The sequence below is a fragment of the Nostoc sp. CCY0012 genome (genome assembly GCF_963920855.1).
Classification (GTDB): Bacteria; Cyanobacteriota; Cyanobacteriia; order Cyanobacteriales; family Nostocaceae; genus Cyanocohniella.
On the sequence record NZ_CAWUDM010000014.1, the window covers coordinates 1 to 26,485 of the forward strand.

The window sequence follows — 26,485 nt, forward strand, 5'->3', positions numbered from 1 at the left end:
GGGGCAGGGAGCAGGGGGCAGGGGGGAAATACTTTTGGCTATGACTACAATACTTTCAATTTCTATTGCTTATTGCCTTGATATTTTGAAATCGTAAACTTCTTATTCTCTCTGCGACTCTGCGCCTCTGCGTGATAAAAATTATTTTTCTTATCACCTCATAATTTTCCATGCAAATATTTATCGGATTAATAGTTTTACTTACTCCTGCTGTGGCTTTAGCGCAAGAAAATACGCTCAAAGTAGTTTATCCGCCAGCGAATCATCAAACTAATACAGATAAAATCTTCTTTTTGGGAACTGCACCATCAAGCGGACAAGTTTTTATTAATAATCAATTAATTAACCGCAGTAAATCAGGTCATTTTGCTCCTAGTTTTCCTTTGCAAATGGGAGAAAATCTGTTTACGGTGCATTACCCAAATCAAGAAATTAAAATGCGGATAACTAGAGTTAATGACAAAGTACAAAAACCCCCAAAATTAGGTTTTGTTGTAGATTCCCTAACTCCTAATGTTGACATTGCTCGCTTACTAGGTGAAGAAGTTTGTTTTAGTGCCATAGCTACACCAAATGCAAAAGTACAAGTTAAGTTAGGACAGCAAACTGTTAATTTATTACCACAAACACAACAAATATCTTTACCTAGTAATGCGGCAATTTATATAGATAAAAATCAACCTATTATTCAAAATATCCCAGGGAAATATCAGGGATGCACTAAATTAACAACATCTGGTGATATCAAACAACCAGAATTTAAATTAACCCTTAATAACCAGACAATCACTCAAATTAGTCCTGGTAAAATTCTCAGCCTTTCACCAGCTAAACTCCCAGTAATAGAAGTCATAGCTGATGCTGGTGTGGCGCGAACCGGCCCCAGTACCACTGATTCCCGCTTAACTCCATTACCCAAAGGTGTACAAGCATCTGTTACAGGTAAACAAGGTGATTGGTTACGTTTAGATTATGGTGGATGGATTCATAGTCAAGAAACTCGGACTATACCAAAAGCTATTCCTCCACGTTCTCACATTCGCAGCATCATATCGCAGCAATTACCCACAGCCACAGAAATTGTCTTTCCGCTACAAATACCTGTACCTGTGACTATAGAACAAGGCAATAAAAGTTTTACTCTCACACTACATAACACCACAGCCCAAACTGACACAATTCGCCTAGATGATAATCCTATAATTTCTCGCCTAGATTGGCAGCAAATCACGCCAGAAACGGTGCAATACACTTTTCACCTCAAAAAAGACCAACAGTGGGGATATAACGTAAAATATCAAGATACAAGCTTAGTTTTGAATTTGCGCCATCCCCCTCAGCGCAGACAACAAAGACCATTATCAGGGTTAAAAATTTTGCTGAACGCCGGACATGGTGGAGAAGAATTAGGTGCAGCAGGGCCTACAGGTTATTTAGCGAAAGATTTAAATCTGGTAGTCACAAAACTATTGCGGGATGAATTAGTGCGACGAGGTGCATTAGTAGTGATGACTAGAGAAGATGATCGGGATTTATCTTTAGTGGCACGTCAGAGAATGATAGATCAAATTGAACCTGCGATGGCTTCGCCCGCCGTAGGCATCGCACTCACTTTTCATTATCGATTTTTACCCGATGACGGCGATGCAGAAAATACCAAAGGTATCAGCAGTTATTGGTATCATCCCCAAGCCCACAGTTTAGCAGTGTTATTACAAAATCGGTTAGTTCAGGATTTAGGTAGGTCGTCTTTTGGGGTGTATTGGAATAATTTAGCCCTCACGCGTCCTCATACTGCGCCATCGGTTTTATTAGAATTGGGTTTTATGAGTAACCCCGATGATTTTGAATTAGCGATGAATCCTCAGGAACAACAAAGGTTAGCAAGGGTTTTAGCTGAGGGAATTGTTGAGTGGTTTAATTCTCAATGACAACAAATTACCCCATCGAATAACACAGCCATAAACCTTAAGTAAATTTAAGCAACCCTCACACCCCAACCAGTAAATTAAAACACCATATAATAAAAGCATGAACAGCGATCGCAACCACACTCCAACCAACACTCTCTACAGACATGGCGACGTTCTCATCAGACGTATAGCCACCCTACCTGTAGGCGCACAAAAACGTGAAGGTACAACTCTCGCTCACGGTGAAGTTACAGGACATAGCCATCGCATTCAGCAATCTCAGGCTGTGCAATTGTGGGCACATGGTAATGACTTGTTTCTCGAAATCAAAGAATCAAGCGCCACCTTAATTCACGAAGAACATCGAGTCATTGAATTACCCCAAGGACTTTATCGAGTCTGGAAACAAAGAGAATACCGTCCTGATGCTTACATAGAGGTAGAGGACTAATGCTCAACATCATGTCCAATGGGCGTATCCCAAAAAAACCTGTTAAGCAACGCCCTGATATTAACCATGAACCTGTATCACCTGAACGTGGGCGAAAACTGATTTTAGAACATCGCGCCTGGGATGGAATACGTGTTTTGGGTCATCTAGATTTAAGCGGTGCAGCGCATCTTTACCAACTTCCAGAAAATCTCACAAGTGAAAGCCTAGATATTACAGACTGTGTAAACTTAACTACCTTACCTCCAGGTCTTCACGTCACTAATTGGATTGAATTAGCTGGTAGCGGTATTACTAACTTACCTGCGGGACATGGTTTCGTTTTGTACTGGCGGGGTGTAAGGGTGACAGATGAAATTGCCTTTGCCTCACACACTCTTACAGGACAAGAGATACTCAATATCGAGAATGTAGAATTGCGCCGTGTACTGATTGAGCGTTTGGGATATGAAACATTTTTACAGCAAGTAGGCGGATTAATCCGCGATCGCGATCAAGATACTGGCGGAGAACGTCAACTTGTATCCATACCCCTAGAAGATGACGAACCATTAATGGTATTAAAAGTAACCTGTCCATCCACCGGACACATTCACGTCCTGCGCGTTCCCCCATACATGCGAAATTGTCATCAAGCAGCAGCCTGGATTGCAGGTTTTAATAATCCAGATGAGTATCATCCAGTAGTGGAAGCGTGAAGAAATTAGGGAGTAGAGAGTAGGGGGAAATACTTTGCATTAGTACTAAAATTTTTGTTTTTCATCTCCCTCATCTCCCCAATCCCCAATACTTAAACACCGGGTTGCACAAATCGTTTAATTTCCCCACAGGCTATATATGATTTGCCATCGGGTGCTGTTTTCACTTCATCAACAACGTACAGCATTCCTTCTTCACGCACCGTCCGAGGAAAGCGCATATTCCAATCTGGTTCATAGCCGTCGGAAACTACCCTAGCTCTGAGTTTGCTCCCTTCTTTGACACACTGCACTAAAATTTTGTCGTCCACAGTGTCAGTCGTAGCTAAGTCAGCTGCACTAGCCGGGCCTTTGGCGGCTTTACCTGTGCTAACTCGTTGGGATGATCTGCGGGTAACAAAAATATCTGGTTCACCAGGTTGAGTCAGACGGGTAATTGTACCTTCTACACGGTAGAAACTACCATCGCTGGAAAGTTCTAGTTTTTCAACCACATAACGTGCGCCTTCAGCACGAATAGCTCGCGGAAATTGGACGTTCTTGCTAACATCGTAACCGTCAGACTTGACTTTAACTCGCAATTTACCTGCTTCCCGAACACAGTGTAGTTCCACACCAGAACCAACTTCATTCACCACCGACATCGCGTAGACTTCATCGCCAGCTGTCACACCACGCCCCACTAAATCGCTCCGGTTGCGGTTCATGGTTTGGTAACTTTGATCTCGCAGTTCTTTTCTCCCAGCATTACCTAGAGCTTTTTGCGCGATGCGACTGGCGAAATACTCTAACTGATCTATTTCCTCAGCAATTTCAAAGTTCTCATTTAATCCTTTATCCCGTAACTCTTTAATTAACTCACGCAAAATTTGTTCAGCTTCTTCATGTTTGCCATGTTCAGCTAAATTCAGAGCAATTTCTTTGGCTTTAGCAATAGTGAGGCGGCTGAGTTCTAAGATAATATGACTAGAAGATGCGATCGCGGATTCTTCTACAGTGCCAACTTTGGCAATAACATCGGCCATACCAGAAACACTTTGAATTATTTCATCTTGGATAACATCAGCGCTGTAATGCAACTTCATCACAGGTAAATCACCAATTGCGGCGGCTGTTATCTCTAGACTCAACCCCAAAAGTTTATCTTCTCCCTCGTACAGTTCGCCCAAGCTAATCACAGTTTGACCAGCTTCATTTTGACTGACTGTAGCCAAACTTAAAGTATCTACAAGGCTAACACCATCAGCTAATTCCAGTGTCACCTTCAGATTTTGACCTACCACTGCTCTGAGACTATCTAGCTCAATGCTAAATACTTCTGTAGCCTCATCAATACTTTGGATAAAATAGAAATTACCATTGGCGGCTCTTGCCATCCCAATCAACAAATCTTCATTAAAACCTTGATCAAAACCTAGAGTAGTTGTAGTAATACCTTCTTCAGCTTTTTTGGCTGATGTCGCTGTGAGTACCTTGGGGTCTCGAATACCCATATTAGCGTGACCATCGGTAAGTAAAAGCACCCGATTGATTTTTTGCGAATCAAGTTGTGATTTTACATGTTCGCAACCTTGTAGCCAACCCCCAGATAAGTTGGTAATACCGCCGGCTCGAACTTTGCGAATAGAGGTTTTCAATGCAGATTTATCAGTTACAGATTGGGGTGGTATCACAGTATCTATTGCATCGTCATAAACTACCACTGAGAGAATATCTTTTGACTCTAGTTGATCTACCACAGACTCGGCGGCTTTGAGTGCATGATGTAAGGCTGCACCAGCCATAGAACCAGAACGGTCAATTACTAGAGATAGATTGAGGTCACGCCGGGGAGATTCAGCAATATCAGCTCGAAACCGCAGCAAAATGTTTGTCTTTAATGAAGACCCTGTAGGTAGAATTGCCTGATCAAAGTCGTAACTAGTATTAATCATTTTATATAGCCTTCTGAGTTAACTGTATTTAGTTACAAGCCTGATATTGGAGAGTTTATCAGGGTTATTTTTAGTTTACCCAGAACGCAGGTGAATCAGTATATAGAGGTAATTTAAAGTAATTATTGCGTCATTTAGTCATTTTTACCGCAGTTATTTAGAGTTTGCTGCCAATCTGCTACACATATCCCTTTACTCTCAAACCGTGATATGTGTTTTAAGTTTGTGGTGACAATTACGACTTCATCAAAACTTGGTAACTGGAGAATAGCCTGAGCCGCAAGAATAACATCACCATCCAAACTACCATCGCTTGCAGTCGGCTGACCTTGATTTCGCACCCATGCCCATAATTCTGCTGCTTTTCGCATTGTTTCTGGGGTTAGTGGTATGAGGCAAGTTTGACTAAGTTTGTTGAGGCGATCTATACTCTTTTGCTTTCCTTGTCTCAATAATTCCCGCCGCAGCTCATAGTCAGCTATCTCTGGCACACGTATAGCAGTTTCAGTGTTTTGTAAAGATTGTAGCCATTTACTAACTTTCGGTTCGATTTTTGGATGCGTAACTTTACTGAGGGGATGAGTGTCCAGTAATATAACATTACCCATTTGATTGTTATACAGTCCGCCAATTCTGATTTAAAGCTGTTTCAATCTCAGGGTATGTTTCTTCATCGTATCCTGATTCATCGGCCATCCATTCATCAACTAAGCCTAGGACTTTTTCTAACGAATCGTCCCCGTTTGTTTTTGGTTCAACAAATCCCTCAAAGTCAACGATATCAATGTCTCTCGTTTGACTCGAAACGAATGTTGCTCGGCGATAGCTTCCGCGAATACTAGTAGCGGGAATCAAGTAATTATGTTTACGATCAGCAAAATATTGTCGTATTTGACTAAAAGGCGAAGATTTTGCCTCAACCAATGCATCGACTCTCGCCTTAACTTCTAGCAGTTCTGCTAAAGAAAGGGCATCTAATTGTTGAATAATCAAATTTATCGATGGTGTCTTGACCATAGAGTTACTATAGGTGAACTTATTTTTCAATTCTATGCCATTCGCGGCTGAAGTCTATCTGCTTACCTAGCGCTGTTACCATACTGCGACTCATGCAAAATTGGCATAGTAAACAAACCCCAAGCCAAACCCGTAATCAAACCAAAGGGAGTCACCAAATAATTATTAAAATCCCATAACCCAAACACCTGGGCCGCCAATTCCAAAGGATAAGCCATCATCAACACACTAGCCAGCGCTGCACCATTCCAGCCATACTGACTCAACCAATAAAAACCCTTACCACCACTCATCCCATACAACAACCGAGTAATTAGCAACCCCGTCACAGTACCATAGCAGCGCATACACACAGCCATAATCAACGGGGGAGCTAAATCAAGTCCCATATTTGGTTGCGGACACACATGATTACCCATGAAATAGATAATGTCCGCAATCCTCCCCAACAAAAACACATCAGACGCAGCCAAAAAAGGAGCAAAAGGCGGGCCGAAAACCATCCCCACCAGCATAAAGTCAGCAACAAAACTGACCCAATTAACCCGTAACTCATCCTTAAAAGCTACCCTTACCATTCTTCTTCTTCGCGCCTTTGCGTCTTTGCGTGAGACATTTCTTAACCTACATTAGCAACATAGGGACTTGTCAACTTATCCAACTGCTGAATCAACAGACTGAGAAACAAACCCACATCAGTCACCACACCCACCGATTCCACAGAACCGCGATCGCTTAACTTAGTCACCACAGCTGGATTAATATCGACACAGACCATTTTCACTCCAGCCGGAGTCATATTTCCCACCCCAATGGAGTGCAGCATACTAGATAACATCAAAATCATCTCCGCACCCTCAATCTGTTTGGCGTATTCCTCCTGTGCTGTCAGCAAATTCATTTCGGTATCAGGTAAAGGCCCATCATCCCGAATGGAACCAGCTAACACAAAAGGTATATTATTCGAGACACACTCATACATCACGCCACTTTTAATTACTCCCGCCTCCACAGCTTTGGCAATACTGCCATAACGACGGATAGTATTAATTACTTTGAGATGATGACGATGTCCACCACGCACCGCGACACCCCGCTTCATGTCCATCCCCAAGGATGTACCCATCATATTTTGCTCGATGTCATGGACTGCGATCGCATTGCCACCCAACAGTGCTTGTACATATCCTTCGCGCATTAACTGCGCTAGGTGTTCACCACCACCAGTGTGAATCACCACAGGCCCCGCTGTGACAACTACTTTACCGCCAGCATCTCTAATTTTTCGTAATTCCCAGGCTACTTGCTCAACTACCAGTTCCACGCGCCGTTCGCTAGAAACTCCCGCTGACATAAAGCTGAATTCTTGAGCATTCCGCTGTTCTCGTGATTCTGTTTTGCGGATGGTGCGGATACCTAGTACATCAACAACTACCCGGTCATCAACTTCTAAATCGCGTAAAATTTTACACCTTGCCACTAGACCATCAGAACTTTGAGTAATGGCGATCGCCCCATCCATGCGCTGATTTTGTACCTTCACCCATTCACCGTTAATCCGCACTTCTGTGGGATAAATCGTACTCACGTAAAAATCATCAGGAGCAACCCCATTTTGGATCACAGGTTCTAGTTTGGCATCCCGTTCATCGTGGGGCAAATCTACCGCACCCAAATCGATTAACTCAGAAATGATTTCTTCCATCACTTCATGGGAAGGCGCTGACACTCTCACCTCAGCGGCTGAAGTGCTTTGCCGTTGTTCTCCCAAGTTGAAATTCATCACTTGGAAGCTACCCCCAGCATCCACAATCAAATCCAAGGCCCGATTAATTAAACCAGAGTCGAGTAAATGCCCTTCTAGACGAATAATTCGGCTTTCTACCGAGACATTGGCATGGATTTCTGCATGTAGGGGTTCCGTTACGCGCAGGGTGAGACATTTAGCTGCACCACCAGCTTTGAGAAATTCAGTGAGTGGCGTTTCAATGACGCGGAAGCCCACATCTGCTAAACGTGTTTTTAAAGCATTGCTAGCCTTGTTCATGATGACGATGCTTTCCACGTTCACCGTGTTGCAGGCAAAGTTGACAGCATCGGCTTCGGTAATCTCTATCCGCTTTTCTGGTGCGACGCGCATTTCGATTAAGCGGTTAGAATAGGCATCAAAAGCGCCAGGATAATACAATAAATAGCCGTTAGCTAAAGGACAGAAGCAGGTATCTAGGTGATAGAACCGCTCATCAATTAGGCGCAGGGAAAGCACCTCAATATCTAGCCATTTAGCTAAATAAGGGTGAGAATCTAATTCAGAACGAAAGCCGTATCCTGCCCATAGCCAACGTCCTTCTCGATCTAATAGTGCATCCCCTGCACCTTCAAAGGGTAGGTCTTTAGGTAGTAAATGAACTGTGTAACCGTTCTCTTCAAACCAGTTGTTGAAAAAAGGTTCTTCGCCCTGACGTTCTTTGTGCAAAAAGCGGCTGAGGACGACATTATCTCCTAACACCAAGCCAGCATTGGCAGTAAACACCATATCTGGCCAACCGATCTGGGGTGGTACTAAATCTACAATGGCGTGTTGTGTAAGGATGTGGTAGAGTTTCTGCCACTGTTCGACGGCGCGATCGCGCGATGACTTGTGAATATTCCCTTCCATCCAGGGATTGATTACATAGTCCACATCGTAGTGGTCAGGGGCGCACATCAAAAAGCGAATCAGGGAAGTCATAAAAAATATTACAAGCGTTTAGATGCTACAAGCCTACTTCGGATACAGACTTTTACTAGTTCTAGTTTTGTAAAACCAGCTATTAACCTTCTATCTTTTGATAGTTCTCAGGTGACACACAGGCTCCGCTCTTATTCTATTCTTAGAAAAGACAAATTAAAGTGTCAATTTGGCAGCAGTAATTTAGTCAGTAATACAGATGCCAGTATTAACTCACAAACTGGAGTATAACCTTGATTTACAGAATAGTTGCAGGTTAATTAGCTAATTATTTGACTAGATGAGGATATATCGTATTTTTTGATTTTCTGAGGAAGTAATCAAAATTTGATTGATCCGCAATCACCCCAGATATATTTGATATAATTTCGCAAGATTTTTTTATAAGTTGATAATTATTTTAAATAAAGCTGAATCGTACACTTAGTTTATGGGGTTGATGGGCAACTAATTTATCGACATAAGTTAAGCTGTAATTACAGAAAATGCTTACAATTCTCCGGTAAAACCCACCATAGTAGGATTACGGAAATAATTTGCCTATTTCGCTTGATATTTTGAGCTAGTACGTTTTAAGATAGCTAAATTAGTGATAATAGGTAGCAATAGACTATGAGCTTTTCTGGAATTACTGTCAAACATCGTTCCCAAGAAGTTGAGGCTCTCAAGTCGTTTCTGATTTACAGTCTGATTGGTTCGTTAGCGCTACATATTGGCGTATTGGCCTCAGGCATAGGCAATTTGTTGGTGAGAACGCCTGAAGAAGAATATGCACCAATAGAAATAGCTATTATTGATCCTCCTACTGAAGAACCAGAAAAACCACCCGAAGTAATTCCAGAAGAAACAAAACCACCCCAACCGCGCCCAATTACCAGTAGCGAAATTCCAGTTAGTCCGGCAAAAACAGAAATTGTCCAGGAATCCCAGCCACAGATTGCTCCTCAGCCTCCTGTAGTTGCCGCAAAACAACCCCTCGTAACACCGCCAGAACCAAAGGTTGAGAGTGTAGAAAAGCCTCCAGTGCAACCGCAACCACAACAACCTACGGTAGCTGCTGAAAAGCCACAGCCAACAAGTGTTCCCCGACAAGAAGCTGTAGCCAAGCTAGAATCTCTATTAACTTCAGAATCATCACCATCAACAATTGCTGTTGCTCCCACTAATCAAGGTAACGAGAAATTGAGGGAGTCTTTAAGCGGCTTAAGAGATTCTAGAGCTAGTCAAGATAGTAATGCAGTCGAGTCTAATGAACCTAGTGGTACAATCGCCGTCCCCAGACAAACTACAGCTACCAGTACTAACAGTACACGAGTACCGCGATCGCCCATAGCGGCAGCACCTACAGCACCACAAACTCCTAATGCTGGCAGTAATTCCAGTGGTTCAGGTGATGGTCGTGCAGCGTGTACCCAGTGCCGTACCAGCTATCCAGAGTTTGCTAAAAGACGAGGAATCGAAGGTAGAGTAGAAGTAGCTGTTGATACTGATGCTAAAGGTAATGTCACTAATGTCCGGATTGTTAACTCTAGTGGCAATAGCCGATTAGATGAAGAAACAGTCAGACAAGCGCGTAATTGGAGATTAAAACCCTCAGAAGGTGGTAGACAAGGAGTTTCAATAGCTACTGATTATGCTATCCAAGGTTCCCAGCGACACCGCCAAGTCCAAGAAAGAAAAAAACAACAAGAAGCACAAGCTCAACAAAGAAGTCGCCAGACCGCAGCACCTAGTTCTAGTAACTCTCCAGCCCCAACAACTAGCGAACCCAGAGTTAGAGCAAGACGAGAAACTACACCAGTAGCGAATCCAGCCGCAGCTTCTAGTCCTACAACGACAACACCAGTCAGACAACCTCGTCAACCTGCACCCAACACTGCTACAGGCTCGTCATCGGGAACCAGGACAACTCCTACTCCCAATCAAGGAAATGTCAGAGATTCTTTACGCAGTGTCCAGCGTCAGCGAACATCTCCTACTTCAGCACCACCAAAACCAGCAGCACAGCCAGCACCACCAAGACCAGCTGCAAAACCAGCACCAGCACCAAGACCAGCACCAAGACCAGCACCAAGACCAGCACCAGCAGCTAACACAAATCGCCGTCCTCGTCCCACAGCCAATACCCCACCTCCCGCTAAGACACCATCTCCTAGTCAAAACAATTTGCGGGATTCTTTACGCCGTAGTCGCCAAAGCGCTCCCTCACAGCCAGCAGCAACGCCTGAAGCCGCGGGTCAAGAGTAATTTCACAAGAATGCTCCCGCTAGTCCTGTTCATGTGCAGAAGCAGTGGGAGCAAGTACCGCCAAACGAGACTGATGGGTTTTATTTTTAGGTGTGGGATTCTTGAAGTTCTGTGGACTTAGCTGCTGCTGCTTGATAAGCGTCTAAATATTCCTTACCACCCAACATCACATCACCGTAATACTCATAAGGTGCATCACCATAAATTGGTAAGGGGTCATCTTCTGGATAATCTTCTTGCGATTCTTCTATTACTGCTTTCAGTTGCTTGACACTCCAACTCTGTGCAGCGAAGTACCAAAGCTCATGAGAACTTTTTTGCAGATGTGGCAAGGTGGGGTCAATAATCTTGACAGTTGAATCATTACCCGAAGTATCACTTAATTCCATCCAACTATGTTCAATTGGTTGAGATGGTTTATCAGCAACCGCTAAAAACCCCTGGACATACTTTGCGCCTTTTGTGATTAATACTGCTCTGTAAGCATTATCAAATGGCTTATTAGCTTTGCTTTTTATACTTTCAGCAATTTCAAGGGAAAGCGTTTCATCTAATGCTTTATTCATTAGAGTGGGGATGAGAGCAATGACTACACTATATTTTATCACTACCATGTCGGCGGATAGCTTTATTTTTGAATCTTAGTACCGCTGATACTAGGTTAGTAGTAGCGTCAGGAGTCTAAAATAGTAAAAAATAGCATATGTGAATCAGACAGCGTTAGGCGCTCAAAAATCAATGGTGGAAATAATTGCTGTTTTTATGATCATTGGGCTGATGGTGATTGGTATTTTAATCAGTCCCTTAATCATTAAACAGCGTCGCAACCGTGTTAAACGCCGTTCTTTTCCTCCATTGTGGAATGCCATCATTGAAAATCATCTGCCCATTTATCTCCAGCTTTCACCTGATGAACGGAGAAGACTTCAGGGACATATTCAAGTATTCTTGGCAGAAAAGCAATTCATTGGCTGTGGCGGATTACAAGTAACCGCAGAAATGAAGGTAACTATTGCTGCTGTGGCTTGTTTACTTTTACTCAACGAGCGAGGAAAATACTTCCCGAAACTGCGTTCTATTTTGATTTATCCCGGTACATATTTTGTCAATCAAACTGTGGCTACGGGAAATTATGTAGTCGAAGAAAGACGCGAGGCCCGATTGGGAGAATCCTGGACTCAAGACCAAGTGATATTGTCTTGGTTACAGGTTAAACAAGATACCGATAACTGGAAAGATGGACATAATGTTGTGCTACACGAATTTGCCCATCAGTTAGATCAAGAGGATAGAACAGCCAACGGTGTGCCTATCTTACAGCACAATTCCGATTATGTTATTTGGGCGCAGGTGATGACGGCAGAATATCAACAACTTTGTCATGATATTCAAAAAAAAGCCAAAACTGTGATGGATGGCTATGGTACGACCAATCCCGCCGAATTTTTTGCCGTGGCTACTGAAACATTTTATGAAAAACCACGCCAATTGCAACGGCAGCATCCGGTACTTTATGAGCAATTACAACGCTACTATCAATTAGATCCTGTTCAATGGACTTAATGATAAATCCATCAAATTCGCTAGTTTGTAAACAGTCCGCGCCCCAACATTACCATCCCACTCCGCATCGCCAACTTCGCAGACATCAAAACCGATGATTTTGCGTGGCTTGCCGCCGTAGGCATCGCTTTTGATCAATTCTCGAAATAAACAAAAAGTTTGCTCTAATTCTAAGCCACCAGGAACAGGAGTACCTGTATTTGGACACAACTTGGGATCAAGTCCATCAACATCAAAGCTGATGTAAATATACTCTGGTAAATGACTGATAATTTCTCGGCATAAATCAATCCAAGTGCTACCAGCGTAGAGCTTTTGTTTAATCATGGGATCATAATAAGCGATGATGCGATTATCTGATTGATCAATCATTGCCACTTCGTCATGAGAAATATCACGCACCCCTACCTGCACTAACTTGGAAATCTGCGGTATTTTCAGCCCATTAAACATAATAGAAGCATGGGAAAACTCAAATCCCTCATAAGCATCGCGTAAATCTGCGTGGGCATCAATGTGTAAAATGCCGTAATTTGGGTATTTAGTGGCTAATGCTTGGAGGTAACCTAAAGGTACACTGTGATCCCCACCAATGACTGCAACACGTTTCCCTTGGTTAATTGCTTCCTGACACTGGGCAAATAACCATTCATTTATCTGTTGACCAGCTTGATTAATTTCAGTCAGCACAGGGGTTAAGTCGGGTGCATCTGTCAATGATTTACCTTGTGCTAATCGTTCAATAATCTTCGCTGCCAAGGTGCGATAATATTCGTTTTTTTCTAAAATATCCTGGGAAATTTCCTGCATAAAAATTCCCTGTTTCCAGCCATCAGGATGATCGAAATCGAATAAATCCAGTTGTATGGAAGCATCCAAAATTCGCTGTGGCCCATTGGCAGTACCAGCACCATAAGATACAGTTGCTTCCCACGGCACAGGAATAACAATCAAGTTAGCAGACTCATAATCGCATGGCAGACCAAATAAGTTGCCATTAATTTCCCCTACGCCACTAGGATTGTAGTCTGGTTGTTGAGTACTCATCTGGATTTACACCTGCCTGGGTAAGTTACTGTCTCGTACCCAATTATCCTAACGAAAAGAGGCTCCGTAAGATTGCTTCCTGGGACTTCCAGAAATTAAATTATCCAATTTACTGGGATGCAAGGTTGTCTTTCTCCCCCCTGCTCCCCTTCGGGTTCGCCAGTCGCTCATGGGGGAAACCCCCAAGACCGCGCTGGTCTCACCTGCTCCCCTGCTTACCGAGTGTTCGCGTAGCGTCCCGTAGGGATTTGGACATTTATGTAGTTGGAAGTCCCCCTAGCGTCGCCATGACAAAAACTTCACTTTTCACAGTGCAAGAGGTTTGCAACTATCAAAAGAAAGAGTTTGCACACCAAACCCTGTTGTAAAATAGACATTAGCAGGATTCGGGGGGCCATTTACTGGTCATAAACGCCTATAGAAACTATCTTTGGAAATCTTCAGGGCTTAAAGTCCAGTCAGCTGAAGCAACTACAGCGACTGTACCACCAGCGCATACCAGGCGATCGCATCACAACGCCTGAGTTCTCCCAGCGTCTGGCAGCCATTAGTACAGAAATCAATCAGCCTGTGTCTGCCTACCTCAATCGTCGTGGACAAGTGTTTCGCGTAGGGGTAGGCACACCGCGTCAAACACAAATCCCACCGCTGGAATTGCCCCGTTATGGTGCAGAACGTCTCAGCGGTATTCGTTGTATTTCTACCAATCTGAAGCCAGAACCGCCCAATGAATCGGCACTGACGGCCATGGTGATGCAACGTTTAGATGCCCTAGTAGTATTAAATATTACGGGGACAGGATTTACGCGACGTGGTGGCGGCTCTACTGGATACGTTAAAGAAGCTTATTTAGCTCACCTAGTATCAAATACTAAACAACTAGTCTCAACTGAGCAATCAGCTATCGGTACGCAAAATTCTGAAATCTTCTCCAGTGTATCGCCGCCTATGAGCTTAGATATGCTGGCAGAACAGGATTTCATCGAATTGGTGGAAAATCTGGAAGCAGAATTTCAGCGGGAATTTGTTGCCCAGGAAGTAGATGCGGAAAACGATCGCGTGTTAATTGTGGGAGTAGTAACAGATCATGTGACTGCCCAACAATTCCAGGATACCCTGATAGAATTAGCGCGGTTGGTGGATACGGCTGGCGGCGAGGTACTACAAACATTACAACAAAAGCGATCGCGCATTCATCCCCAGACAGTAGTGGGTGAGGGTAAGGTGCAAGAAATTGCTCTAACGGCCCAAACCCTGGGAGCTAATCTCGTGGTTTTTGACCGCGACCTCTCACCCGCCCAAGTTCGTAACCTAGAAAGACAAATTGGTGTCCGGGTAGTTGACCGCACTGAAGTGATTTTGGATATCTTTGCCCAACGGGCCCAATCCCGTGCTGGTAAATTGCAAGTAGAACTAGCACAGTTAGGATATATGATGCCGCGACTAAGTGGTAGAGGTCTGGCCATGTCGCGGTTAGGTGGTGGTATTGGGACTCGTGGCCCCGGTGAAACTAAACTGGAAACAGAACGCCGGGCTATTCAAAGACGGATTTCCCGATTGCAACAAGAAGTAAATCAGTTGCAGGCTCATCGTTCGCGGTTGCGCCAACGTCGCCAACATCAGGAAGTGCCTTCAGTGGCTTTGGTGGGTTATACCAATGCTGGTAAGTCTACCTTGCTGAATGCCTTAACCAATGCTGAAGTATATACCGCAGACCAATTGTTTGCGACTCTTGACCCAACTACCCGCCGCCTGGTACTTTCTCATGGCGAGACTGGGGAAACTCAAGAGATTCTACTGACAGACACAGTGGGATTTATACATGAACTGCCTAATTCCTTAATGGACGCCTTCCGCGCCACATTGGAGGAAGTCACAGAAGCTGATGCTCTACTGCATTTGGTGGATTTATCCCATCCGGCTTGGTTGAGCCATATTCGCTCAGTGCGGGAAATTTTGGCACAAATGCCAGTAACTCCTGGACTAGCTTTGGTTGTGTTTAATAAAATTGACCAAGTTGACAGTGAAACCCTGGCTCTAGCCCAGGAAGAGTTTCCTCTAGCGGTGTTTATTTCCGCAAGTCAACGCTTGGGATTAGAAACCCTACGTCAACGGATTACCCAGTTGATTCAATATGTTGTTGATAATCGTTAACCTCTCAAAGGGAAGTTAACCTGGGTGGATTCAAGGAATTAAGATGTTGAGCCTGCGTTAGCAGGCTTTATTATGAGGTTTTTAACTAAACTGTTGAGCATAAAACTGAGCGTAGCGTTGCTCAAGTGCGATCAATTCCTCATGGGTTCCTGATTCGACAATTTGACCCCGTTCGAGTACTAAGATGCGATCGCATCGGCGCACTGTACTTAAACGGTGGGCAATAATAAATACTGTCCGATTTTGCATCAGTCTTTCTAATGCTTCTTGGACTAGTGCTTCTGATTCGGAATCTAGCGCAGATGTGGCTTCGTCCAAAATCAAGATTTGCGGGTTGAGAAAGACTGCACGGGCGATGGCAATTCTTTGTCTTTGTCCACCAGATAAATTCACACCCCGTTCACCTACCCAGGTGTAATATCCATCTGGTAGTTGGGTAATAAATTGGTGGGCGTTGGCAATTTTCGCTGCTGCGGCTACTGCGTCCATGTCAAAAGAGTCTTGGCCAAAAGCAATATTTTGGGCAATAGTTCCCGAAAACATCACGGTTTCTTGGGGGACAATGCCAATTTGTCGCCGTAGACTCTGCAACTTCACATCCCGAATATCCACACCGTCAATTAAAATTTTCCCAGATGCCGGGTCATAAAATCGGGGAAGGAGATTAACAAATGTGGTTTTACCAGCACCGGAAGCACCCACAAGGGCGATCGCCTCTCCTGGTAATGCCAATAAACTGATATCTTTTAATACAGGTTCACCTGGTTTATAGGCAAAGGATACATGATGATATTCCACTTTGCCATGAACTGGAGGTAAGGCGATCGCGTTGGGCTTTTCTAATATTGTGGGTTGAATTGCCATCAATTCAAAAACCCGGTCAACGGATGCCTCACCTTGTTTAAATTCGTTGTAATTATTAGTAGTGTGACCAATGGGGTCAATTAATAACGCCGCCGCCGCCAAGTAGCTGAAAAATTCCCCTACCGTTAAGTTATTTTGGGAAATTTGCCAAGCTCCTACTATTAATAAAGATATGGCACTTAAGGCTTCCAGAAAGCCCACTATAGGTATTTGAATTGCTTTTAGTCGTTCGGCAGAGTATTTGGCTTGAAAACTGCGTTCTGCTTCATTACCAAACCTAGCAATCTCATAGTTTTCGGCGGCAAAAGCTTGTACTAAACGAATACCGCTAAATACTTCCGTAAGAATTGCCGATAAACCAGAAACGCGATTTTGGCTTTTGAGAGAATACTTGCGTAACCGTTCGCCAAACCAGGTAATTAAAACAGCCATCAGTGGCGCAATAATCACTATAGCTAGGGTCAATTGCCAATTCAGGTAAATCATGTAGATGGGTATGGCCACCAGTTGCAAAATGCAGGGGATAAAGTCGTGAAACAGTTTATTTACAACTTCCCCAACACGGTCAATATCTTCAGTGAGGCGGTAAGATAAATCACCTGCTTTGGCTGTCTCAAAATAGCTCAAATCGAGCTTTTGTAAGTGGGAATAAACCTGCTTGCGGAGATTAAAAGCTACCCTTAAAGCAACCTTTGCCATGTAAATATCTTGCAAAGACTGAAACAAGCCGCGCACTAGAAACACTAAAACGAGACTTCCAGCCAATTGGGCGATCGCTACTACATTACCTTCGCCGAAGGGAGTTGCCAATCTACCCGCCAGATTAATGAGCGTTAATGTCGCCAGTACATATCCACAGATACCAATAAATCCCTTGGTAATATTTCGCCACTGGGGTCGAAGATAGGGTGATAATTGCCAGTAATTAGAACGGGTTTTCAAGCTGCAACTTCCACAAAAATATTTTATCTTGTTTGACGCTATCAGCTTTTGCGTAGTTTCAGGAAAATTATCTATTTTTCTTGTGGCTAGAGACTAGTCAATGAATGTTTGCAAAAGTTGATTGACACGAACAGGGGTAATGAGTGATGTGTTAAATCAATACTTGATTTATGACTCGGAAATTATGACGTTAATTTTAGCGCTGGATTTTGGTGGAACTAAGCTAGCCGCAGCAGTTGTAAATTCTGGTTCTCCGGAATGGTTACGCTATGAACGTCGTCTTTCCCCAGTTAATGCAAATGCTAACACTGACTTAGATATTATGCGATCGCTCATTGATTCTCTACTACAAGGAGAAAAACCTGCTGCAATTGGTGTCAGCTTTGGGGGGCCTGTTGATGCTTCCACTGGTACGGTACGGCTATCTCATCATGTGGCTGGTTGGGAAAATATTCCTCTCAAACAGTTGTTAGAAGATGAGTTTAGCGTTCCTGTGAGTGTAGACAACGATGCTAATGTGGCGGCTTTGGGTGAATACCGCTTTGGTGCTGGTGCGGGACACGATAGTTTGTTTTATATCACCATCAGTACTGGTGTGGGTGGTGGTTGGATACTCAATGGCCAGCCTTGGCGGGGTGTGGGCGGTATGGCTGGCGAAATTGGACATATGGTTGTCGATCCAGCAGGGCCATTGTGTTTGTGTGGGAAGCGGGGATGTGTGGAACGATTAGCGTCGGGGCCTTATATGGCGAAGAATGCGCGGGAAGGTTTGGAAAATCAACCGCACACAGGCGAAATATTGAGGGGGTTGGTGGGTAATAATTTGGAGTTGATTACAGGAAAGGTGGTGAGTGAAGCAGCAGCGCAAGGTGATGAGTTAGCGTTGGATGTTTTAGCTAAAAGTGCTTGGGCTTTGGGTGTGGGTATTGGTAATGTGGCGAATTTGATTAACCCACAGTTATTTATTTTGGGTGGGAGTGTAACTAAAGCGGGGGATAATTGGTGGGATGTAGTGCAAAAAGTGGCGCGAGAGACGGCGTTACCGGAAATTGATTTTGCAGTTGTCCCAGCGGCGTTGGGTGATGATGCACCGCTTTGGGGTGCTGTGGCTTTGGCGGAATTAGGTTTTTGACATCCACCAGCGCATTTCTCATAGATAATCTTGCATACGTGAAGAGTCCCGCTAAGTAAGTTGGCGAGAATAAACCTAATTATGTAAAGAATCGTGGGACGCACGATCTAAAAGCTCAAAATATGTCCTCAATGAGGAGTCTTTGAGAAGCCTACACTTGCCTGTACTCAGGAAGTGTAGGTACGTCACGATAATTAAATTTTAGTTGCTTCGCCTCCGTTGGAGACTCACGTTAATGTTGTTTTTTTGTAATTATGATTGATATTAGACCTTGTCTTGGTAAATAAAATTGAATTGTTGCAATATTAATTTCATTTCATGACGAGCTTTAAAAGCACAAAATAAAAGAATAAATATTACCTGTAAATTCGTCAATAACTCAATATTACCATCCTTCAAGATAGTGAATAATACAAGCAGTGAAAAGAACATCAAACGTATAAATTGCTGGGGTATAGACTCAGGCCAAGAACCAGCTTCACCAAATCTATAAGTAAAATAGTTTATAAAAGAAGCAAAAATTTGAGATGCAAATAGCATCACACTAACAATATCAATTGATGTGATTACAGCAAAACTAAAATATTTGCAGGTTTGTAATAATGGATAAATCCATACCCTTGTCTTTTTATCTACATGGTTATAGACATAGAAAATAATACGCACAAGGACTAATAAACCCAGCCACAAACTGATAGTATGCATATTGAGCAAATGTCTTCTATCAATTTGAGAAATAGGCTGCCCTATTTGATTAATTTCTAGCAAAATAACGCCAATAAAAGCAAATAATAAAGCCCATAACCAATTAGTCCATATATTAAAATTATTTTTATAAGTTTTATATGTGCTTGATAATACAGGTGCTTTTTCAAAATTTTCTGCTATTAAATCATTCTCGTAATAACCTATTTCATAAATGCACCAAAAAGAAAATAGTAAAAATAAAACTCCTACAGCATGAATTATAGGTTGGATACTCAGAAAGCTTATTCCTAAAATTAAAATTATAAAATCTTCAGATATAATTTTCTTTAAAAAATAATTTTTTCCAGGTCTTTTAATACATTCCAGATAATAAAAAGGAAACCGAATAGATTGAAAAGGATTTTTATTAAATTTATTTATCATCAAATTCATGAGAAACAACATTTATTTAAAGGTATTAAGATTGCCAAATTGTTAAGATTCGCAACCTGAATGTATCTATTCTGTTAGGTTATCCAAAATTACAAAATGTGATTTTAATATTAGTAAAAGTTGTCATTATCTATGAAAAATAGGTCATTCCATATATAACTATTATGATCAACACTTAAGTATTTTGAACAAAAAACATGATTTTTGATTGACATAGTAATGACAAAGAACTTTACATAAACCTAAATATATAGGTAAATCGACTTAATTACTGTAAATTCATAAAGACTTTAAAGTCTTACTATCTTTTGTTTAAGATATTGTTAAATAACAAATAAGCTTTTATTAATGATGTTATCATATGTATATTTTTAATTTATATAATATTCATATAAAAACGTCAGTTCGATGAACCGCACTAGGATACAAAGTCAGATCCCTCATGCTTCCTAGATACCGCCGTCACCCTCTTAGTGATGCCTACGGATGCCGAAGGCTGTACGCGAATGGCACTAAGAAAAGCTCAAAGCTTTACCCAATAAGGGCTACAGGTTTAATATTCAAATCCTACAGGAATGGCATGAGTTAGTGGAGAGCCGATGAGGGATGATATAGAATTGCCTAAAATTTTTTTGAAGGTAGAAAAAGCTTACTCGTTTATGAAATACTTCCTGGAGACAAGCAAGCAAATACCATAACTACTACTGTGACACTAAGAGTAGAAATCCTCAAGAATAAATTTAGTCAAAGTTTAGGACTACCTTTTCAAGAATTATTACCAGAATCTACGATTAAACAAGCAATTTTTGAGCTAAAAATTAAATACAAAAAGCGTTTAGCTGAACCTCACGAAAAACTAACCCGTCAGGCTAAGAGTCGCAAGGATCTCCAAAAAGTGCTAGATACTGAACTACGACAACTCGCACGTTCAGCATCATATACTACTCGAATTAACAGCATTCAAGATATTGCTTCTTTGTTGGTTCAGAGTAGTGAAGAAGAAAGGCAAAGATTTGTACAATATCGAGGTCGATTGTTGAATAGCGCAGAAGTAATAGCGCTAAGTGCTGATATTCTCTGTGAAGCTGGAACATACGAAGCTCCTTATGATTTGAGTCCACAAGATGCACTGGTCTATTCATCGGTTATCAGTCATCTTCGCCAAAATCAACCCCAAGTATCGTGTTTTCTCAACCGCAATTCCAAAGATTTTGACAACCCAGATATTGTTGATGAACTGACTAGTACAACACGGCGTAAATAGGCATACCATTTGAAATCGTCAAATAGCCTGTTTGATAAGCTTTTTGACTTTTGACTTCCGCGCAGCGGTACTAGATTAAATTGCAATATGATACCACGCTTTGATCATGGTTATGGCTTCATTAAATCTCAATTGCAATTATAAAAGGTTTAACCAATTACTGTGTGGGAAAAATTCGATGTTAAGTGTAGGTAGTTGACGGTAACCCAGACTAACGCATTACACGACTCCTGATGGCAGTTATTGATGAATTTGCGTCGCTTTCAGCATATGGTAAGTAATAATCAACTGAGTTAGCGCTAGAGGGTAACTTTGCAATGTCTCTCCAGTTGTTCCCGCGATTTTGCCCAACTCTGGATTACTTTCGCGATCGCACACATTAAGTAGGTAAGGCATATCCGAACATAAAATATGCTCTAATTTATTCACCTGTTCTAAAGTTGCATGACCATCAACTTCCAACACATCCACGGGTTTACTCATATCCCGGTCTAATCCCAGGCGGATGGCTGACTGAGAATTACCATTAGTTAAATTAAGAATTGGTGTAAAATTAGGATGAGGGATTGTTGGCCGCAGTACCAACCGGACATTTAAATGTCCATTGCTACCATCAGCATCATCACTGGCTGGATAAAAACTCACAACTATATCCGACCATTGCCGTTGCGGACGAATAAAACTATCTGAGTCTGGTTCACGCTTTTCTAGTTCTGCTAAGACTTGTTCCGGAGTGTAGCCGCGCTTTTGGGTATCTCGCTTGACTTTCCATTGAGCGCGTAGCGGTTCTGGTGGTGCAAGATAGACCTTCACGTCGTAAGCGTCACGAGCTGCACGGGTAGAATAACCCAGTAATCCTTCAATAATTACGAATTTATTAGGCTTGATATACTTTGGTGCCTCAAATGTCCCGGTTTTATGGCTGTAAACTGGCTTGAGAATTGGCTGTCCTGTGCGTAGCAGCGATAAATGTTGCTGCATAATATCTAGATGATTACAGTCAGGATGGAGGGCTGTGATGCCAATTTCTGCACGTTGCTGGCGATCATAACGATGGTAATCATCGGTACAAATAAGCGTGACATTTTCTGGCCCAAGTACTTGAGCAATTCCCCTAGTCAGCGTTGTTTTGCCTGCGGCGCTGTCACCGACAATTCCCAGAATTATTGGACGGCTCATTATACCCCCCCGATACGAGCAATAAGTACAGTAATCAACTTTTTCAGATAATGTTCTTTATTTTAGAAGGTAATTGACAAATAAATCAGGTGTATTAGTGTACGCAACATCTCTATACATTTTTCCAGGCACTCAGGAATAAGGAATGAATATTTAGACACATCAAATAGCAATGCTATTCATTTTTATTAATGGGTTTTGATGACGAATTTTATTTACCATAAATACTTATATGTAAATAAGCGGCAGATATTGACAAATATCAACAAATCTCTGCTTACTGGTACGATTTTATGAGTCTCATGGTACAGGTCATAAAAATAATGACTGTGACAGAATTAGATTACTAATATCTCCACTCAAAGAAGTGTTGCATATTCGCGGTATCGGACTTTCTTTGGTATATACCAGAGTAGTAAAGCAGTGTTGGGGATGATGACGGGGTAGGGATTATGGTGACACTAAATATTACAGATTTTGACAAGATAGATAAGTTTCGCCATCTTCAGTTGACTTTGTGCGATCGCTGGCCAACTATCGAGCTATTTGACAATAGTGAGGCGGATATTTTAATTATTCCCTCCCTCAGCATCGACCAGCGTGAACTCCAAAAAATTGAAGGTTGTGAGCATTATGAAGAAAGATTGCTATTTTCGTTGATGCGCTTGCGAAATCCCCGCACAAGGCTGATTTATGTTACTTCCATGCCTCTGCATCCAAGTATTATTGATTACTATTTGCAATTATTACCAGGGATTCCGTTTTCCCATGCTCGTAATCGTTTATTGCTACTTTCCACTTATGATTCTTCCCTGCGACCGCTGACGGCTAAAATTTTAGAACGTCCCCGGTTGCTAGAGCGAATCCGCCAAGCACTGCGGTTAGAAAAATCATTTATGACTTGCTACAATTCCACATTTTTGGAAGCTGAATTATCTTTGAGATTAAATGTACCATTGTACGCAGCCGCCCCAGACTTACAAAATTGGGGGACAAAAAGTGGTAGTCGCAAAATTTTTGCAGAAAGTAAAGTACCATTACCAGACGGAAGTCCAAAGGTGTGGAATCAGGAAGATTTAGCAGAAGTTGCTTGTGAGTTATGGGAACGCCAACCAACATTACAACGCATAGTCGTGAAACTCGATGAAGGCATTTCCGGAGAAGGTAACGCCCTGCTAGATTTAAGACCAATTATGGATGTAGCACCAGGGAAAGTTTCTCATGAGGAAACAGTAGCAGCAATTAGCGATCGCTTTACAAATTTACGCTTTCAAGCCAAAAAAGAGAGTTGGGCGAATTTTTCCGGACGGATTACTGAATTGGGAGCCATCGCCGAAGCATTTGTAGAAGGAGAAATCAAGCGATCGCCTAGCGTCCAAGGACGCATCACACCCACTGGCGAAGTAGAAATTGTCTCCACCCATGACCAAATTCTCGGCGGGCCAGACGGGCAAATTTATTTGGGTTGCCGATTTCCTGCTGATCCCAGCTATCGGATGCAATTGCAGCAATGGGGATTACAAATTGGCAGAAAACTTTCTGAAAAAGGCGCAGTTGAGCGCTTTGGCGTTGATTTTATCACCGTTGACAAGGGCAATGGCGAGTGGGATATTCAGGCGATCGAAATTAACTTGCGGAAAGGTGGCACAACTCATCCTTTCATGACATTGAAATTATTAACCAACGGTCGCTATGACCTATCCACAGGATTATTTTATAGTCAGCAAGGGCGACCCAAATACTATATAGCTACCGACAATCTGCAAAAAGACCGTTATCGCGGATTGTTACCCAACGATTTAATGGATATTATCGCCCATCATCGATTGCACTTTGACAGTGGTACAGAAACAGGCACAGTCTTTCATCTCATGGGTTGTCTTTCCCAGTTTGGCAAGTTGGGCTTAACCAGCATCGGCGATTCACCACAACAAGCTGAAGACATATACAACAAAGTCGTAAAAGTGTTGGACGAAGAAACCCGCAGCGACAACCCAGATTTTCCCCTGTTCTCAGATTACACCTTTCCTATTGCTTGGGAAGGATATAGCTAGCACCGCAAGGCGGAAGTGAAAAAGCAGGGGGGTAAGGGGAGCAGGGGAGCTATCGCCTACAAGGGGCGAAGCTTTAAACCTTATCTTTTTGGTAAATAGCGGGAAGATGGCGCAACAGGTGGGGTTGAATCCCCATTTTAACTTTCCCCCTTGCTCCCTTGCCTCTTGTTCCATTCCAGTTTCCAATAAAGACTTCCTGAACCAGTAAAACTACACAGCCCAGTTATAGAAAGAATTAGACCTGCAATTTATTTAATACACTTTCTTGAATCATGCCGATTTATTACTCTTTTCACTTTTAGGTGCGGGCGAGTTTCTCTGAGATTTTGGCAGTTCCATATCATTTTTTGCTAACCAATCTTCAATAAGTTCGGCTGAAACGTCGGACATATTCAGCCCTTTAAAAAAGCAAACTGTTTTAAACCTGTCTTTTGTTTCAGGGGACAGGTATACCCGAATCGAAGCTTCTCCTTGTGCCACACTATACTCCAACTAATAAACCTATTCACTAGTTTATTGGTGTAATGGTTTATCGGGAAAAATTATACATTGGTTGACTAATGCACTAGTGCATTGGTATAGTATCACCTATGCCCAAGGAAAGATACTCCAACTCTATCCAAAGGATGACACACCACAAAGGCAATAGACGCCAGAAAGTGTCAGAGCGGGTTAACGAATACTCTAAAAGCTAAAAAAGCAAATTTTGGCTTTATTTGCTGCTAAATACATACTTTTATGCGATGAAACCAAATGATCATATGCCCACAAACCACAAATAATACTTCCGAGGGAGAAATATTGGTAAATCGCCTGTAGGCATTATTCCGGGTATGTTTGATCGGCTGGTATCCGGGGACTGTCTAAAAACACTTACCTTTGCAGCTATCCCTGTATTCACGAATAAACAATCATCCAGTGAAAAATCACTTTAGGTTCAGTCATTTATCGAGAATCTTAGGAGCTTAGGGATGCTAAAGAACTTCTGGTACGCTTGTGAATTTAGTTCAGCTGTGAGCAACCAGCCCAAGCAAATTGTGATGTTAAATCAGAGATTTGTCCTCTACCGCAATTCTCAAGGGCAAGTAGTCGTACTAAAAGATCAGTGTTCCCATCGTGGTGCAGCATTGTCTCAGGGCTGGCTAGAAAACAACTGTATCCGTTGTCCTTATCATGGATGGAAATTTCAAGCTGATGGAAAATGTTTAGAAATTCCTTCTAATGAAACAGGAGTACCTATTCCTAAAAGAGCGAATATCACCAGTTACCCAGTGCAAGAAAAATATGGGTTTATCTGGATATTTTATGGTGACTTACCGCCATCAGAAAGACCACCTATTCCTCCTTTTCCAGAATATCAAAACCCCAAAATGCATCCTATTTATCTAGAATACGAGATGCAAACTCACTACACTCGTGTCATAGAAAATGCTCTTGACCCTGCCCATCTTTATGCCGTTCATGCTAATTCTTTTGGGGCGGGATTATCGCAAGATCCCACAGTTGAAAACTATGTAGTTCAAGATGAAGATTGGGGATTCAGTACCAAAATTATCTACAAAAACTATACCAAGCCTAAAAATGGTATATTTAAATCTTTTTTCCGTCCCAAACAGACACAATTAAATGCCACTACCAGCTTCTATCTGCCAAATATAACTAAAATTGAAAGTGACTTTGGTCGGGGCAAAATCATCAATTATGCTATTCATCTTCCTGTGGATAACCACACCACACTGAGCAAGCGCATTCAATTACGTAATTTCTTTACCTACTCTTGGGCTGATAGGTTATTCGTGAATTTTCACCATAAAGTTGGTTTGGAAGATAGGGTAGTAACCGAGTCCCAATATCCCAAATTGATACCGGAAACTTTATCAACTGAAGTTCATGTTCCTGCTGATGCTTTAACCCTAGCTTATCGCCAGCTTCGCCAAAAATATTTATCTATGGGCTGGGGCGAGGACTTTAATAAAAACAAATTAGATGATTCTCACCAAAAACTAATACAACCTGTCTATACATCATCGATGAACTAAATTCACCGTGGTTCTAATTTTCATAAATTACAGATTTAGCTGGGTGGACAATTTCTGAATTTCCCGCTTGCAAGTGCAACTTGGGATTAATGTGATATGACAACATATTTAAAAAA

21 protein-coding genes are annotated in these 26,485 nt (G+C 42.2%); 10 read left to right on the forward strand and 11 right to left on the reverse strand.

Annotated features, from left to right (window positions below; genetic code table 11):
- Positions 1-170 precede the first annotated feature (170 nt).
- The 3 genes from ACM0OS_RS05570 (at position 171) to ACM0OS_RS05580 (ending at position 3,062) form a co-directional block, all read left to right on the forward strand.
- The gene (locus tag ACM0OS_RS05570; protein ID WP_414542173.1) at positions 171-1,931 is read left to right on the forward strand and encodes an N-acetylmuramoyl-L-alanine amidase; all 1,761 of its coding nucleotides are present in this window, start codon (positions 171-173) and stop codon (positions 1,929-1,931) included.
- A gap of 100 nt (positions 1,932-2,031) precedes the next feature.
- Complete coding sequence (locus ACM0OS_RS05575; protein ID WP_414542174.1) at positions 2,032-2,364, forward strand: hypothetical protein; 333 nt, start codon at positions 2,032-2,034, stop codon at positions 2,362-2,364.
- Positions 2,364-3,062: a DUF6745 domain-containing protein gene (locus tag ACM0OS_RS05580; RefSeq protein ID WP_414542175.1), complete on the forward strand. Its 699-nt coding sequence runs from the start codon at positions 2,364-2,366 to the stop codon at positions 3,060-3,062. The genes ACM0OS_RS05575 and ACM0OS_RS05580 overlap by 1 nt, the downstream gene beginning before the upstream one ends.
- 92 nt (positions 3,063-3,154) lie before the next feature.
- Here ACM0OS_RS05580 and ACM0OS_RS05585 read toward each other — a convergent pair whose 3' ends face one another.
- The 5 genes from ACM0OS_RS05585 to ACM0OS_RS05605 all read right to left on the reverse strand — a co-directional run bounded on the left by ACM0OS_RS05585 (position 3,155) and on the right by ACM0OS_RS05605 (position 8,744).
- The gene (locus ACM0OS_RS05585; RefSeq protein WP_414542176.1) at positions 3,155-4,996 is read right to left on the reverse strand and encodes a vWA domain-containing protein; all 1,842 of its coding nucleotides are present in this window, start codon (positions 4,994-4,996) and stop codon (positions 3,155-3,157) included.
- Between the two features lie 134 nt (positions 4,997-5,130).
- Positions 5,131-5,604 (reverse strand): type II toxin-antitoxin system VapC family toxin, encoded by a 474-nt coding sequence (locus ACM0OS_RS05590; protein WP_414542177.1) that lies wholly within the window; start codon positions 5,602-5,604, stop codon positions 5,131-5,133.
- A 7-nt stretch (positions 5,605-5,611) separates the two neighbouring features.
- Entirely contained in the window at positions 5,612-6,013 is a 402-nt protein-coding gene (locus ACM0OS_RS05595; protein ID WP_414542178.1) for a hypothetical protein, read from the reverse strand.
- Positions 6,014-6,075: 62 nt separating this feature from the next.
- A complete protein-coding gene (locus tag ACM0OS_RS05600) occupies positions 6,076-6,591 on the reverse strand; it encodes a DUF2085 domain-containing protein (protein WP_414542179.1) in 516 nt (171 codons plus the stop codon).
- Positions 6,592-6,632: 41 nt separating this feature from the next.
- Positions 6,633-8,744, reverse strand: a complete 2,112-nt coding sequence (locus ACM0OS_RS05605; protein ID WP_414542180.1) for a TIGR00300 family protein — start codon at positions 8,742-8,744, stop codon at positions 6,633-6,635.
- A 612-nt stretch (positions 8,745-9,356) separates the two neighbouring features.
- On the opposite strand from ACM0OS_RS05605, the gene ACM0OS_RS05610 reads away from it, so the two are divergent.
- Positions 9,357-10,991 (forward strand): TonB family protein, encoded by a 1,635-nt coding sequence (locus tag ACM0OS_RS05610; protein WP_414542181.1) that lies wholly within the window; start codon positions 9,357-9,359, stop codon positions 10,989-10,991.
- 86 nt (positions 10,992-11,077) lie between these two features.
- Here the strand turns inward: ACM0OS_RS05610 and ACM0OS_RS05615 are convergent, their stop codons facing one another.
- Positions 11,078-11,557, reverse strand: coding sequence for a hypothetical protein (locus ACM0OS_RS05615; RefSeq protein ID WP_414542182.1), 480 nt, complete (start codon positions 11,555-11,557; stop codon positions 11,078-11,080).
- 172 nt (positions 11,558-11,729) lie between these two features.
- Here ACM0OS_RS05615 and ACM0OS_RS05620 point away from each other — a divergent pair, with 172 nt between their 5' ends.
- Positions 11,730-12,554, forward strand: a complete 825-nt coding sequence (locus ACM0OS_RS05620) for a M90 family metallopeptidase (RefSeq protein WP_414542235.1) — start codon at positions 11,730-11,732, stop codon at positions 12,552-12,554.
- On the opposite strand, the gene speB is transcribed toward ACM0OS_RS05620, so the two are convergent.
- Positions 12,531-13,601, reverse strand: a complete 1,071-nt coding sequence (gene speB / locus ACM0OS_RS05625; protein WP_414542183.1) for an agmatinase SpeB — start codon at positions 13,599-13,601, stop codon at positions 12,531-12,533. The two genes, ACM0OS_RS05620 and speB, sit on opposite strands and share 24 nt — an antisense overlap.
- A 417-nt stretch (positions 13,602-14,018) precedes the next feature.
- On the opposite strand from speB, the gene hflX reads away from it, so the two are divergent.
- Complete coding sequence (gene hflX, locus ACM0OS_RS05630; protein ID WP_414542236.1) at positions 14,019-15,755, forward strand: GTPase HflX; 1,737 nt, start codon at positions 14,019-14,021, stop codon at positions 15,753-15,755.
- Between the two features lie 81 nt (positions 15,756-15,836).
- On the opposite strand, the gene ACM0OS_RS05635 is transcribed toward hflX, so the two are convergent.
- On the reverse strand, positions 15,837-17,561 hold the full coding sequence (locus ACM0OS_RS05635) for an ABC transporter ATP-binding protein (protein ID WP_414542184.1): 1,725 nt from the start codon (positions 17,559-17,561) through the stop codon (positions 15,837-15,839).
- A gap of 184 nt (positions 17,562-17,745) precedes the next feature.
- Between ACM0OS_RS05635 and ACM0OS_RS05640 the strand changes: the two genes are divergently transcribed.
- Positions 17,746-18,693 carry an ROK family protein gene (locus ACM0OS_RS05640; RefSeq protein WP_414542237.1) on the forward strand — a complete coding sequence of 316 codons (948 nt, stop codon included), beginning with the start codon at positions 17,746-17,748 and terminating at the stop codon, positions 18,691-18,693.
- 264 nt (positions 18,694-18,957) lie between these two features.
- On the opposite strand, the gene ACM0OS_RS05645 is transcribed toward ACM0OS_RS05640, so the two are convergent.
- Positions 18,958-19,824 carry a hypothetical protein gene (locus ACM0OS_RS05645; protein WP_414542185.1) on the reverse strand — a complete coding sequence of 289 codons (867 nt, stop codon included), beginning with the start codon at positions 19,822-19,824 and terminating at the stop codon, positions 18,958-18,960.
- 715 nt (positions 19,825-20,539) lie between these two features.
- On the opposite strand from ACM0OS_RS05645, the gene ACM0OS_RS05650 reads away from it, so the two are divergent.
- Complete coding sequence (locus tag ACM0OS_RS05650) at positions 20,540-21,097, forward strand: hypothetical protein (protein ID WP_414542186.1); 558 nt, start codon at positions 20,540-20,542, stop codon at positions 21,095-21,097.
- 240 nt (positions 21,098-21,337) lie between these two features.
- On the opposite strand, the gene ACM0OS_RS05655 is transcribed toward ACM0OS_RS05650, so the two are convergent.
- Positions 21,338-22,276, reverse strand: coding sequence for a phosphoribulokinase (locus ACM0OS_RS05655; RefSeq protein WP_414542187.1), 939 nt, complete (start codon positions 22,274-22,276; stop codon positions 21,338-21,340).
- A 452-nt stretch (positions 22,277-22,728) separates the two neighbouring features.
- Between ACM0OS_RS05655 and ACM0OS_RS05660 the strand changes: the two genes are divergently transcribed.
- The gene (locus tag ACM0OS_RS05660; RefSeq protein ID WP_414542188.1) at positions 22,729-24,330 is read left to right on the forward strand and encodes a peptide ligase PGM1-related protein; all 1,602 of its coding nucleotides are present in this window, start codon (positions 22,729-22,731) and stop codon (positions 24,328-24,330) included.
- A gap of 270 nt (positions 24,331-24,600) precedes the next feature.
- Here the strand turns inward: ACM0OS_RS05660 and ACM0OS_RS05665 are convergent, their stop codons facing one another.
- Positions 24,601-24,810: a plasmid partition protein ParG gene (locus ACM0OS_RS05665; RefSeq protein ID WP_414542189.1), complete on the reverse strand. Its 210-nt coding sequence runs from the start codon at positions 24,808-24,810 to the stop codon at positions 24,601-24,603.
- 491 nt (positions 24,811-25,301) lie between these two features.
- Between ACM0OS_RS05665 and ACM0OS_RS05670 the strand changes: the two genes are divergently transcribed.
- Entirely contained in the window at positions 25,302-26,369 is a 1,068-nt protein-coding gene (locus tag ACM0OS_RS05670) for a Rieske 2Fe-2S domain-containing protein (RefSeq protein WP_414542190.1), read from the forward strand.
- The last annotated feature ends 116 nt before the right edge of the window (positions 26,370-26,485 follow it).

Coding starts and splice junctions, on each gene's coding strand:
- ACM0OS_RS05570 (WP_414542173.1), top strand. CDS start 171: ATGCAAATATTTATCGGATTAATAGTTTTACTTACTCCTGCTGTGGCT.
- ACM0OS_RS05575 (WP_414542174.1), top strand. CDS start 2,032: ATGAACAGCGATCGCAACCACACTCCAACCAACACTCTCTACAGACAT.
- ACM0OS_RS05580 (WP_414542175.1), top strand. CDS start 2,364: ATGCTCAACATCATGTCCAATGGGCGTATCCCAAAAAAACCTGTTAAG.
- ACM0OS_RS05585 (WP_414542176.1), bottom strand. CDS start 4,996: ATGATTAATACTAGTTACGACTTTGATCAGGCAATTCTACCTACAGGG.
- ACM0OS_RS05590 (WP_414542177.1), bottom strand. CDS start 5,604: ATGGGTAATGTTATATTACTGGACACTCATCCCCTCAGTAAAGTTACG.
- ACM0OS_RS05595 (WP_414542178.1), bottom strand. CDS start 6,013: ATGGTCAAGACACCATCGATAAATTTGATTATTCAACAATTAGATGCC.
- ACM0OS_RS05600 (WP_414542179.1), bottom strand. CDS start 6,591: ATGGTAAGGGTAGCTTTTAAGGATGAGTTACGGGTTAATTGGGTCAGT.
- ACM0OS_RS05605 (WP_414542180.1), bottom strand. CDS start 8,744: ATGACTTCCCTGATTCGCTTTTTGATGTGCGCCCCTGACCACTACGAT.
- ACM0OS_RS05610 (WP_414542181.1), top strand. CDS start 9,357: ATGAGCTTTTCTGGAATTACTGTCAAACATCGTTCCCAAGAAGTTGAG.
- ACM0OS_RS05615 (WP_414542182.1), bottom strand. CDS start 11,557: ATGAATAAAGCATTAGATGAAACGCTTTCCCTTGAAATTGCTGAAAGT.
- ACM0OS_RS05620 (WP_414542235.1), top strand. CDS start 11,730: ATGGTGGAAATAATTGCTGTTTTTATGATCATTGGGCTGATGGTGATT.
- speB (WP_414542183.1), bottom strand. CDS start 13,601: ATGAGTACTCAACAACCAGACTACAATCCTAGTGGCGTAGGGGAAATT.
- ACM0OS_RS05640 (WP_414542237.1), top strand. CDS start 17,746: ATGACGTTAATTTTAGCGCTGGATTTTGGTGGAACTAAGCTAGCCGCA.
- ACM0OS_RS05645 (WP_414542185.1), bottom strand. CDS start 19,824: ATGATAAATAAATTTAATAAAAATCCTTTTCAATCTATTCGGTTTCCT.
- ACM0OS_RS05655 (WP_414542187.1), bottom strand. CDS start 22,276: ATGAGCCGTCCAATAATTCTGGGAATTGTCGGTGACAGCGCCGCAGGC.
- ACM0OS_RS05660 (WP_414542188.1), top strand. CDS start 22,729: ATGGTGACACTAAATATTACAGATTTTGACAAGATAGATAAGTTTCGC.
- ACM0OS_RS05670 (WP_414542190.1), top strand. CDS start 25,302: ATGCTAAAGAACTTCTGGTACGCTTGTGAATTTAGTTCAGCTGTGAGC.